The organism is Mesorhizobium yinganensis, from assembly GCF_040081985.1.
In the GTDB taxonomy this organism is placed as follows: Bacteria; Pseudomonadota; Alphaproteobacteria; order Rhizobiales; family Rhizobiaceae; genus Kumtagia; species Kumtagia yinganensis.
In genome coordinates, this window is sequence record NZ_JBEBMH010000013.1 from 53,452 (window position 1) to 65,507 (window position 12,056).

General features: G+C 61.6%; 8 protein-coding genes and 1 pseudogene. 5 read left to right on the forward strand and 4 right to left on the reverse strand.

Annotated elements, in window-relative coordinates; genetic code table 11:
* Positions 1–16 precede the first annotated feature (16 nt).
* From ABMA59_RS21750 to ABMA59_RS21760, 4 genes and pseudogenes are all read right to left on the reverse strand, one after another.
* The gene (locus tag ABMA59_RS21750) at positions 17–1,705 is read right to left on the reverse strand and encodes a ShlB/FhaC/HecB family hemolysin secretion/activation protein (protein ID WP_349007486.1); all 1,689 of its coding nucleotides are present in this window, start codon (positions 1,703–1,705) and stop codon (positions 17–19) included.
* A 146-nt stretch (positions 1,706–1,851) separates the two neighbouring features.
* A complete protein-coding gene (locus ABMA59_RS21755) occupies positions 1,852–2,922 on the reverse strand; it encodes a serine hydrolase domain-containing protein (RefSeq protein WP_349007487.1) in 1,071 nt (356 codons plus the stop codon).
* A gap of 207 nt (positions 2,923–3,129) precedes the next feature.
* Positions 3,130–3,285 (reverse strand): annotated as a pseudogene (locus tag ABMA59_RS37255) (IS701 family transposase); the annotation flags it as partial.
* A 45-nt stretch (positions 3,286–3,330) separates the two neighbouring features.
* A complete protein-coding gene (locus ABMA59_RS21760) occupies positions 3,331–6,204 on the reverse strand; it encodes an ATP-binding protein (RefSeq protein ID WP_349007488.1) in 2,874 nt (957 codons plus the stop codon).
* Between the two features lie 388 nt (positions 6,205–6,592).
* Between ABMA59_RS21760 and ABMA59_RS21765 the strand changes: the two genes are divergently transcribed.
* From ABMA59_RS21765 to ABMA59_RS21785, 5 genes are all read left to right on the forward strand, one after another.
* The gene (locus ABMA59_RS21765) at positions 6,593–8,137 is read left to right on the forward strand and encodes an ABC transporter substrate-binding protein (protein ID WP_349007489.1); all 1,545 of its coding nucleotides are present in this window, start codon (positions 6,593–6,595) and stop codon (positions 8,135–8,137) included.
* Between the two features lie 33 nt (positions 8,138–8,170).
* Positions 8,171–9,175: an ABC transporter permease gene (locus tag ABMA59_RS21770; RefSeq protein ID WP_349007490.1), complete on the forward strand. Its 1,005-nt coding sequence runs from the start codon at positions 8,171–8,173 to the stop codon at positions 9,173–9,175.
* Positions 9,172–10,008: an ABC transporter permease gene (locus tag ABMA59_RS21775; protein ID WP_349007491.1), complete on the forward strand. Its 837-nt coding sequence runs from the start codon at positions 9,172–9,174 to the stop codon at positions 10,006–10,008. Before ABMA59_RS21770 ends, ABMA59_RS21775 begins: the two co-directional genes overlap by 4 nt.
* Positions 10,005–11,009 (forward strand): ABC transporter ATP-binding protein, encoded by a 1,005-nt coding sequence (locus tag ABMA59_RS21780; RefSeq protein WP_349007492.1) that lies wholly within the window; start codon positions 10,005–10,007, stop codon positions 11,007–11,009. The genes ABMA59_RS21775 and ABMA59_RS21780 overlap by 4 nt, the downstream gene beginning before the upstream one ends.
* 78 nt (positions 11,010–11,087) lie before the next feature.
* On the forward strand, positions 11,088–11,981 hold the full coding sequence (locus tag ABMA59_RS21785) for an oligopeptide/dipeptide ABC transporter ATP-binding protein (protein ID WP_349007493.1): 894 nt from the start codon (positions 11,088–11,090) through the stop codon (positions 11,979–11,981).
* Positions 11,982–12,056: the final 75 nt, after the last annotated feature.

Genomic DNA, 12,056 nt, shown 5'->3' on the forward strand with positions numbered 1-12,056 from the left:
GGCGCCGCTGCCCGACCTAATATGTACTCACGAGCTGAAACAGGAATCGCGTTCCCGTGTCGGTCAGATCCTGGCTGTCCCTGTACGGTATGGCTACGAGCGCTCTCGCGTTAAGGTTTTGTCCGAACACGGCCCTCGCGCCAAATCCTGCCGATCCGAGTTCCGCATTGGTGTAGTCCACGCCCGTGTCGTGGTTCCAGATCGAACCGTAGTCCACGAAAGCGAACATATTCAGGTTCGAGATCGGCAAATCCTCCGGAATCTCGATGTTGCGTCCCAATTCCAGCGAGGCTGCTATCCCGCTGTCTCCGGAAGCCGCGGAGCCATCGAAAGCCAGCCCGTAGGGATCGCCGCCAAGCACGATTTGCACCGACGAAGGAAGCGCCGTCGGCGCATATTGGGCCGCTACTCGAAGACGAGCGACAGCCAGTGACGCGATGTCCTTGCTGACGTCGAGGTCGGCCCGGAAATATCTGTAGTCGTCCGGAACGCCAAAGCGTGGCGCGAAGGGATCGGATCTGCTGCTTGCGCCCAGCGCGTCAAGACCCTGTCCGAACGTGCCGGTCAATGTGACGGCACCGTTCTCCAGTTCGCCGGTATATCTGAGGGACGCGGCCAGCCATCGCAAATCCTCGGCCGTTTGTCTCTCGCCGGCTACGTCCAGCGAGTTGTCTTTAAAATTCAGATCCAAGCGGCCAAACAGGCTATGGTCGATTGTCCGCAGCAGCGGATATTGGGCATAGGCTGATCCGAAGGTAGAGGCTATGTCCAGATCGAGGGGAGCAAGGTCGCCGCCCGGCTGGGATGAAACATAGCCCACGTTGTATCCCACATGCAGGCCGTCATACCCTATCGGAATGTCCTGCGAGCCAAGAACGAACTTCAATTCGTCGGGACTGTCTGGAATGGTCATCGCGACGACATTTGCCGCATCGAACAGCCTCAAAGTGTCGTTAAGCGCACCTGTACCGGTCAGTTCGTACGGACCGACGGCGTCGCTGCCGAAGTTGTCGAATATTCCATTTGCGCCCGCGCGCTTGAAGCTGATGTCGAGTTTCAAGTCACCGCCGGCAGAAGGGGTCTTGGGGCGAATTACCGTGCCTTCGATGGTGAGGCCGGCAAGATCGCTCATCAGCAGGAGAACACGCTCGACTTCCTTGATGCGTATCGGCCGCATGGCGACGATCCGGTCGATGTACGGCTTCAGCCGCTGCTCGATGTTCGGGATGTCGCTGTTGATGATGACGCGCCGGACATAGGATTCATAGAGAACGATGACGACGTTGCCGGAGGAAAAGTCCTGCTCGGGAATGACCGCCCAGGAGAAATAGCCCGCTCGCGTGTATATCTCGTCGATGCGCTCGGCAATGGCGTAGAGGTCGGCCAGACTTATCCTGGTGTTCAGTTTCGCGGCCCATGCCCGCGCCAGCTTGGTGGTGGGCACCGTCACAGCCCCTCGAACGGTCACCGACCTCAAAGTGAAGGTTATTCGTTTAGCTTGTTCGGGAGTCGCTGCCTTGCGCGCATCCGAGACTGAAAGATCAACCGTGCCGGGCTTTCTCGGTGCCGAATAGCGCCGAATGATCTGATTCTGATCCGAAATCACGGAGTCGACTTGATCGGGGATTGTCTGAGCAAGGCTCGGACCGACCGAGCAACCGACGATCGCAAGACCCAGCAATAGTTGCCGCACCAGGTCGAGCAATGAGGATAGCCTCTTCGTCAACGGCATCTGGCGAACTCGCGGAGCTGGCGCAATCAAATATCAGCTATAAGTCGCACCGGCGTGTCGGAAACTCAATCGGGGTCCTACACCCGAGGGCAGTATATCAACGCTAAATGCATGCCGGCTCAACGGGCCAGCAGTGCACAGACCGCCTTACTCTGGAGTTCCCTTAGACGATCGAGTAGCGGGCCAGTCGGCGGGGGGCTGTTCAGGGTCGTGGTGACGGAACGTGTTCCGTCGGCGATCGACGCCGCCCACAGCGTGTATCCGACGAAATTGCCGGTATGGCCGTAAACGACGCCGCAGGGCGTGGTGTACCTGTAGAGCCCGAGGCCGGACTCGTTCGTGCCGGGTCCGGGCGGACCGGAATTGCCCGGTATGAACTGCATCTGCTGCAACTGCTGGGCTGCGCCGAAGAATTTGAGCCCGAGATCGGCCCTTATGAACGCGCCGAGATCGATCGAGGTCGAAACGATCGCGCCCGATGCCCAGGCGCCGCTGGGGCTGATAAAGCTGGTCACGTCCTTCGGCTCGGACCCGGGCTGGATGCGGTAGCCATGGATATATGGCGACGGCAGCGAGATGTCCCGCGTCGGGAAACTCGTGTGGGTCAGTCCGGCGGGAGCGAACACGATCTCCTGCAGCAGCGTGTCATAGGACTTGCCCGTGACCGCCTCCGAGATAAGCCCGACAACGATGTTATCTGTATTCGAGTAGGCATACCGTGATCCTGGGGCGAACTCGAGTGGCGCTTCGCGGACCCAGTCGATGATTGTGGCGGGGCGAACATAGCCACCAGGATCGGCTGCGATATGCTTGGCAAAGTCTTTGGACTGCAGGTAGTCAGGTAGCCCGCTGGTGTGGTTCAGCGCCTGGCGGATGGTAACGGCCGACCAGGCCGCAGGCAGATCCGGAAGGTGCCGGACGATGGCGTCATCCAGGGTGAATTTCCCCTGTTGAACCAGATGAAGCGCAACGGCGGCGTTGTATGCCTTTGATATGCTTGCGATGCGCATGTATTGGTTGGCCGCTGGCACGTTTTCCGATCCGACATCGGCCCGACCTGCGCTCATAACCGTCAGACGGCCATCGTGGTACAGCGTGGCGATGGCTCCCGGCGGCCCGCCCTCGGCATCGACGAGTTCCTGCAGCCCGCGCTGCACCTCGGCATCGGCCGTCGTCGACTGCGCCGCCACGGTCAACGTCGGTGCTAGAAGCCAGACGCATGTCGCGCAGACTCGCGGGATTTGGGTCGCTGGATAGATCATCTGGCTCTCACGAGACGGGATCGAAATTATTGGGTAGCCGTAGGATACACCTTACTTCCACACTTCCACGTTGCCCTAAGTTTGCCAACTGGCACCTAGAGAAGCGCGTCAGTGGCTTGTCCCTCAGCGTACTGGATCGAGGCTGAGATCGTCCTTGGCGCACAGGAAGCATTCCTCGGCCGTCCAGCGCAATGCGGCCGCCGCGGCCAGTTCTGCCAACGCACCTTGGGCCGGCGCATAGGCGAAGGAACAGACGATAGCGTGCGGATCGCGCCGGCTCCCGCGCGCCAGCGGCTAGCGGGCGAAGCCCACCACGGCCTGGAGCAAGCAGCATGGTCAGGCGTATGAAAGCGCGTTGCCGGCAGCCGCTCGGAGCACGTGAAGGCGCGCACGCGCTTCCCTCAACTCCGCGAAAACGTCCTCCTGCCGGAACTTCCCGCAGCTTGCTTCCAGAATGCCCAAGGCCCGGTTGATGCAGCCATCCCCTTCCAGCTTGGCGGAGAGTGAGAGCGCGGCACGAAGCTCCAGGGTCAATGCACCGATTGCCGAAGCTTCCTTGATCGAACGCCTGAGCAATCGCTCGGCCCTGCCCGCGTCCCCGGAGTGCAGTTCCACCAGACCAGCGATCCGCAAGATCTCTGGCAGACACCAATGGGCAACCTGCTTGATTGCGAGCGCGTGCGCTTCGTCGATGACGGCCCTTGCATCTGCCAGCGCGCCGGCATCAAGGAGCGCTTCCGCCACCATGCTGTAGTGCATGGGCGCGCGCAGCAGGTTGCGCGCCGCGATAAGATCCCCGAGCCTGGCTTTCATCTCGGCCGCGGCACCGGGCCCCCGTAGCTTCGCGCTGAGCGCGCTTTTGAAGAAACGGGAAAATTCCCGCCAAATCCCAATGTCCTCGCGCCGACCGTTTTCCTCGAGCATGGCTAGGAATCTGGCACAGCTCTCGTAGTCGCCGGACCACAAAGTGATCGGAATCGCAAAAACGGCCAGGGCGTTCGACTGGGAAACCACATGTCCTGAAGCATCGGCCCGCTCGACCGCCTCGCGAGCGACCTGCATTGCCCTGCCAGGCTCGCCTGATACCCACAGCACCAGCGCCAGCGAGCACCGGATCGCCACGCCCCGTTCCGCCTGAAAGCGGGCGAACCGCACAGGCTCGCTCGGCCTGTGATACCGGGTGGCCAGCATCTCGAGCCGCTGCCTGGCGCTCGAGATTTTGCCCACATACATCTCGGCCAAAGCCATCATACGCTGCCCCTCGTCGACCGCCGACCAGTCGGCTTGCGTCTCAGCGAGAGCAATGAACTGATGAAGCCGGTCTATGCCTTCGAGCGGTCTTCCCACGTAGATGAGGTGCGCCGCCAATCCCCAGAGACCGAAGAGCTGGTATTTTACATTGTTGGCTTCCACGCCGAGCGCATGACATTCGTTCCAGGCGGTTTCAGTTCCGAGTGCAAGATGCTGGGCAAAGCTCATTCCGGACGCCCGGGCCGCAATCAGCTTCATCGTAAGGTCGGTTGGACAATCGCCGAGTTCCCGCGCAGCGAGGAGCGCGCGCTCCACCCGCGACTGCATTTCGGACAGAGACGACAACTCGTACCATAGCGGAATCGCTGCGGCCGTCAGCCGGACGCCGAGCATCCGTTGGCTGGTCTTGCCGAACGACCAGGACATCGCATTGCGCAGATCGTCCACGCGATCCGCATAGTCGGCCATCCAATCGCGCTTCTCGCGCGTTTCCAATTCCTCGCTCGCCCGTTCAAACAAGGCGAGCGTATGCCACGCATGCCGTTGCAACCCGCTGTCCCGCTCGCCGGCGTCTCCCAGCCTTTCAGCCGCATAGGCGCGGGTACTCTCTAGCAATCTGTAACGAATGGAGCCGTCCTGATAGTCTGCATAGACGAGGGACTTGCTCGTCAGCCGCTCCAGGGCATCGATCGTCTGCGTCGCGTCGAACGCCACTGCCTCCGACATGGCGATGGCGTCCTGCAAGCGGAACGCTCCTGCGAAAACGGACAGGAGCCTGAGCAGCACGGCCTCGTCCTCCGACAGCAGCCGGTAGCTCCAATCGAGAGTTGCCAGGAGGGTCTGCTGACGAAGCGGCGCCATTCGTTCGCCATTGCTCAGCAGAAGAAACTTCTGCTCAAGCATGGTCAGCAAGGTCGGCACACCGAACGTAAATGTTTTGGTGGCCACCAATTCTATGGCTAGCGGAATACCGTCAAGTCGCCTGCAGATAGCCGAGACCAGGGGCGCATCGGCGTCACTCAAAACATACTGACCGCGCTCCTGCGCGCGGGTGACGAAGAGATGCACGGCGCCGAACTCGATAGCGTTTTTGGCCGACAGGCCTCGGTCCGCCGGCGGCACATCGAGGCTTGGCAGACGATAAACATGTTCGGACACGGTCCGCAGCGGCTCGCGACTGGTTGCGAGCAAGGTGACCGTGGGCAGGCTTTCCAGCAGCCGGTTGACGACCGCCGTCATGGTCGACGACAGGTGCTCGCAATTGTCCAGGATCAGTAGCATCCGCCGATCGTGCAGCAGTTCGATGATCTCCGAGAGCGTGTCCTCGGAACGCTGCCGGGCACCGACCCCGGCGGCTATCGCGGCCGTGGCGTATTGAGGATCGCCCACCGTCGAGAGATCGACAAAGCAAGCACCATGCGGGTATTTCGCCAGCACCTGATGAGCGACCGCAAGCGCAATAGTCGTTTTGCCCACGCCGCCGGGCCCAACAATCGTAACGCAGCGGGCCGCAGCCAGCTTCTGGACAAGGCGCTCTATGTCGTCGGATCTGCCGATAACCTTTGGACGCTTGAGGAGCGGTTTCGCCTGCGTGGAAACAATTCTGGCCGGCGTGGAAACTTCAACCTGTTCCACCTCCACAGACGCGGTGAAGCGGTATCCACGACCGGCGACCGTTGCGATATAGGGCTCCGCGCTCCCGTCCGAAAGCACGCGACGCAGGGCGGCAATATTGACCTTAAGGTTGCTCTCATGGACGAACGTGCTGGGCCAGCAGAAGCCCAGCAGCTCCGTCTTGCCGACGACTTGACCCGAGCGGCGCGCGAGCAAGGTAAGGATGTCGAGCGCACGTCCGCCAATGCGAACAGGGAGACCTTCGCGCAGCAGAAGCTGTCGCCTCGGAAGGAGCCGAAACGGGCCGAATATGTAGGTCTTGTTATCGGGCTCGGGGGAATCCAATACCATCTCCTGCGGTGACCCTTGCGCGAGCGGCCGTCCACTTCTCCGTTGGAATACGCGATCTCGCCGCGTGCCGCAGCGCTAAGCCGCGAAATCGCCGGACTCTACGCAGTCAAGATGTCGTAACGTCACGCATGCCGCAAGCCCGCACCTGATGCGTGTGCATCCCGACGAGCCGGCCTCAACTCGGGCTTCATCTCGATTGCAAAGGGATTTCATACAGTTGCAGCGATTGTAAGAAAGACCGGGCGGGCTGCCGGGTTCACCACTTTTTACCTCTTTTTACGCCCGGCACCGCGTAGTCAGTCTATGCTCTACCGATCTATGCTCCCCCATCCTTCATGAAGTTGTCTTCGGGAAGAGAATGACGCCGTCTCGAAGAGATGCCTTGAAGATTTTGGCAGGATCGGCTGTCGTTTTGCCCGGCATCCGCGACCGCGCTTTCGGCCGGGGCGCCGAGAAGTTCGTTTTCGCGAACAACACCCTTTATGACACCCTGGACCCTCACACGGTCTTTGATGCGTCGCGCGTCGCGGTTCGGTTCAACCTCTACGATGGGCTTTATCGCTACGTCGACAACCCGCCAAAGCTGATCCCCTGGCTGGCCGAAAGCCACACCGTTTCCAGCAATGGGAAGGCTTACACCTTCAAGCTTAATCGGAATGCGAAGTTTCACGACGGCACGCCGGTGACGTCCCTGGACGTGGTTTATTCGATAGAGCGCATCATCGCCCTGAAGAAGGGACCCGCAAGCCTCTATCTCGAAGCGATCAAACCGGGCACCACCGAGGCCCCCGATCCGCATACGGTCGTCTTCAATCTCGCCAGCCCGTCGGCGATCTTTCTTGCCACCGTGCCGGATATTCTGGTCGTCAACCGAGCCCAGGTGACAAGCCATGAGGTTAACGGCGATTGGGGGGAAGCCTGGCTGGCGCGCAACGAGGCCGGCTCGGGATCCTACGTGCTCGATCGATACGAGCCGGCCGTCGGGTGGGCCGCGCACCGCTTCGTCGAACACTTTGCCGGTTGGGAGACCGACCCCATCGAGGAACTTGAGCTCCGGACAGTATTGGAGACGAACACACGGGTCCTCGGACTGATGCGCGGCGACTTTCAGGGTGCGGACGGATCGATGCCGTATGACCAGATTCGGCGCCTTCGCCAGTCGCAGGAGGTGCAGATCATCGAGCAAGAGTCGATGCGTATTTTCCTGCTCGCGCTAAACCACCGGAAGCCGCCGATGAACGACGTTCACCTGAGGCGCGCCCTTGCTTATGCCTTCGACTATGAAGGGTTCATCAACAACATCATGGGCGGATCGGTTTCACGCAACCCGGGACCTATTCCCAATACTATGTGGGGCACACCGCCCGGTTTGAAGGGGTACAGCTTCGACCTCGATAACGCCCAGGCGGAGCTGAAACAGATGACGGAGCCGCTCCGGCCGCTGACCATCAACGCGCTCGCCGGATTTAACGATTCCGAGCAGGCCGCCGTCCTGCTCCAGAACACAATCCGCAAGATCGGAATCGAGGCGGAGATCGAGGTTTCGCCCTGGCCCGTGGTGGCGAACCGACTTGCCAACGCGGAGACGCGTGCGGACATCGTGCCGATTTTCAGAAGCACCTTCTACGTGGATCCCAACAACTGGATCGGGGAAGGTTTCGGAACGCGCTACCACGGCCAACGGTCGCTGTCCTATTACAGCAACCCGACATTCGACCGACTTCTCGACAAAGCGCTGGTGTCGGACAGCCAAGTGGAGCGTCGACACCTTTACGAACAGATGGCGCAGATCGTCAGCGACGACGCCGCGGGGATTTTTATATACAATACGCGCTGGTACGGGCCTTATTCGAGACGGGTTGCCGGGGTCCGTTTCTCGCCCGTAAACAGCGGGCAGGATTTCCGCTGGGTTTCAATGAAAAGTTGAGAGCCGGGACCGCTTCGGGTCAAGGGAGTTTCCATGCACTGGGTCACGTTGGTGACGAACCGGCTGATATGGCTTGCGCCTACCCTCTTCGGTATCCTCGCTTTCGTATTCGTCCTGTCGCGGGTTGTTCCCGTGGATCCGGCCGTCCTGGCAGCCGGCGAAAATGCATCGCCAGCGCAGGTTGAAGAGCTTCGTCAGCACTCGGGCTTCGACGAGCCACTTCCGCGGCAGTTTATCCGTTATATCGCCGACGTTGCGCGAGGCGACCTCGGGACCAGCTTTTACACCCAGCAACCGATTGCCGATGATCTCCTCACCCGGTTGCCCGCCACCCTTGAACTCAGCATCACGGCCGTGCTGCTCGCCGCGCTGATCGGCATTCCTCTTGGCGTGCTCGCCGGCTTGCGCCGCAATTCCTGGCTCGACCATTTTCTTCGCATGGCGACGGTCTCCTGTATGGCGCTTGCATCATTCTGGATTGCGATCCAGCTTCAGCTTATGTTCTCGATGAGCTTTAGCTGGCTTCCGCTATCGGGCAGGACTGATGGTTTCGCACCGACTGCGCTGACAGGATTCATGGTGGTCGACGCGCTCATCCGGGGCGATGGCGGATCGGTTCTCTCGGCATTGGAACACCTCGTTCTACCGGCACTGACCCTGGCCCTGCCCGCCGCGGCTACCGTTCAGCGATTCACCCGCAACAGCGTGATAAACGTCATCGCATCGCCGTCGGTCACCTACCAGTCGGCGATGGGGCTGCCGCGCCGCGTGATCGTCTGGAAATATGTGTTGCGCATGGCGCTGGCCGCGACGGTAACGCAGCTTGGGCTGATTTTCGGCATTCTGCTGACGGGAGCGCTGGTCGTGGAAACCGTCTTCGACTGGCCGGGGCTCGGCGGCTACGCCGTGCGGTCAATCATGTATTCCGACTATAACGCGGTCATGGGCCTGACGCTGTGCGTTGGCGCCTTATTCGCCGTTCTCAACCTCTTGGTCGATATTCTGCAGGCGGCCATCGATCCGCGCGGTGCGGCATGAGCCGTTTCGTCCCGCGCATCGCCGGCAATCGAATGGCCCTGATCGGCCTTGGCCTGCTTGCCCTCATCGTCCTGTTAGCGCTTCTGGCACCCTTGATTGTCGCCGATCCCGCACAGTTCGACGTTGCCCGGCGCCTGATGCCCCCCTCCTCCGCCGCGCCGTTCGGCACCGATCGCATGGGGGGCGACATCTTCTCGAGCGTCGTCTTCGGCGCGCGGGTGACATTGCTCATCGCCACCGCAACCGTGGCCACGGGCATTTTGATCGGCGTGCCGATCGGCCTCGTCGCGGGGTATTTTCACAACTGGATCAGCGACGCCCTGATGCGGGTAAGCGACATAGCCTTGGCCGTGCCTCAGATCGTCCTCGCGATCGCCATTACACAAACACTTGGTCCGTCAGTCAAAAGCGTCGTCGTGGCGCTCTCGCTCACCTATTGGCCGTTCTGGACTAGACTCGTTTACGCGGAAACCCGGTCGATGCGAAACGAGATATACATCGAATCCGCGGTGGCCCTCGGCGCATCGCCCTGGCGCATCATGATCCTGCATATTCTGCCGGCCATTGCCTCGTCCATCGTGGTGCGGTCCTCGATCGGCGTGGGTGGGACGATCCTTGCCGCCGCAACGCTTGGGTTCCTGGGGCTCGGCGCACCACCGCCCACGCCGGAATGGGGCCGCATAATCGCGGAGAGCCGCGACTATCTGCCGGAGGCCTGGTGGTATCCCCTCGCACCCGGCATGGCGATCTTCCTGACCGTTCTCGGCTGCTATCTGTTCGGCGACGGGCTGCGGGATGCCCTAGATCCACGCACCAGTACCGCAAGACGATGACGCCGGTCCTCGACATAAGCGACCTTGCCGTCAGTTTTCGGACCAGCCAGGGGCCAAGCCGCGTGCTGGACCATGTCAATCTTTCAATCGAGCCCGGAGAGATCGTAGGACTCGTCGGCGAATCCGGCTGCGGCAAGACAACGCTGGCACGCGCGATCCTGGGAACGCTCGCGGAACGCGAGGCAGTGATCGGCAGCGGCCACATCCGCATAGACGGGATCGACATGCTGCGGGGCGGCGAAGCAGCCCAGCGCGCGCGGGGCCGAACCGTCACCGTCGTGCCGCAAGACAGCTATCTCAGCTTCAATCCGTTGTTCCGCGTCGGCACGCAGATTGCCGACCTTATGCGGTGGACAGCGCCAATCCACGAAGGCGGCCGCTTCCGGGGCTCGCGGCGCCTCAACGAGGAGAAGGCCCTGGCGATGCTCGCGGCTGTGCAGTTGCCGCAACCCCGCAAGATCTTGGCCAAATACCCTCACCAACTCTCCGGCGGGCAGCGCCAGCGCGTGATGATCGCAATGGCGCTTCTGCCGCAGCCGCGGATTATCATCGCCGACGAGCCTACCAGCGCGCTCGATGCGACCGTACAGGCACAGATATTGGGATTGTTGCGCCGTGTGGCGGTCGAACAAGGCGTCGCCATCCTTTTTGCGACCCACAACCTCGGAGCGGCCTGGGAAATCTGCGACCGGATCATGGTCATGTATGCCGGCCAAATCGTCGAGGCGGCGCCGCGCAACGCCTTTTTTTCCAACCCGCGTCATCCGTATTCGCGAGGCCTTCTCGCCAGCCTGCCGGAATTCGGCCGCGACCTTGCGGGCATACCGGGCGAGGTGCCCGACCCTTTGTTGCCCGCACCCGGATGCTCGTTCGGCCCCCGCTGTTCCCGCGCCTCGGATATCTGCCGGAATGCCCGGCCGGCGTTTCGGGAGGACGATCCGGGGCACCTGGTTGCCTGCCATCACCCCTGGACCGCCGAACACCCTTTCGCCTATCTCTAGGGCTTGCAACTGCTCAGGGTCGACAATCTTGCCTGCCATTACCCGATCAGCGGCCTGCTGGGTCGCCGGACTGGGATTGTGCGCGCCCTCGATCGCGTCTCGTTCAGCGTGGCTGAAGGTGAGGTGCTTGGCATCGTCGGAGAATCGGGTTGCGGGAAATCGACGCTCGGCAAGACGATTGCCGGCATCCGCGACCCAACGGGAGGCTCCATCAGCTTCAACGGCGAGCAGATCGCATCGCCGGGCCAGCAACGGCCGAAGGGCGTGCGCGCGCGGCTGCAATATGTCTATCAGGACCCAGGCGCGTCACTCGATCCACGCTGGACCCTGCGGCGCTCGCTGCATGAACCGCTGGTCATCCACACCAACTGGTCTCGCGAACAACGCGCCGCGAAAGTGGACGAAATTGCCACGGCAATGGGCCTGCCGGCGGCTCTCCTCGACCGATATCCGCATGAGATCAGCGGCGGCCAGCAGCGGCGCGTCGGGCTTGCACGCATCCTCGTGCTGGCCCCGCAGATCGTTATCCTCGACGAACCGACATCCGGGCTCGACGTATCCTTGCAGGCGACCGTACTGGCGCTGCTGCGCGATCTGAGACGTGGATTCAATCTCACATATCTTCTGATCAGCCACGATATCGCGGTCGTAAGCTCGATGTGTGATCAAGTCGCGGTCATGTATCTCGGCCGCATCGTCGAGATCGGGCCGACAAACCAAGTTCTCGCCCGCCCACGGCACCCGTACACCCGGTCCTTGCTGGCCGCATCGCCGCGAATCGGCGGACCACGGTTTACCGACAGCCTGTTGCAGCCGGATGAGGTCGCGGAACCGACCGAGATCGAATCAGGCTGCCGGTTCAGATCGCGCTGTCCCATCTCGATAGCGGCCTGCGCGACGATCGACCCGCAGCTCGTTGTCGAGGACGGGCATGGCGCCGCCTGTCTGCGTTGGAGCGATCAGCCGGCCTGACCGCGCTTGCCCGCCGGATAGATCGTTTACCCGATTTTACCATTCCTAACCCCACCGAGGCCGGGAGCAGCCTAA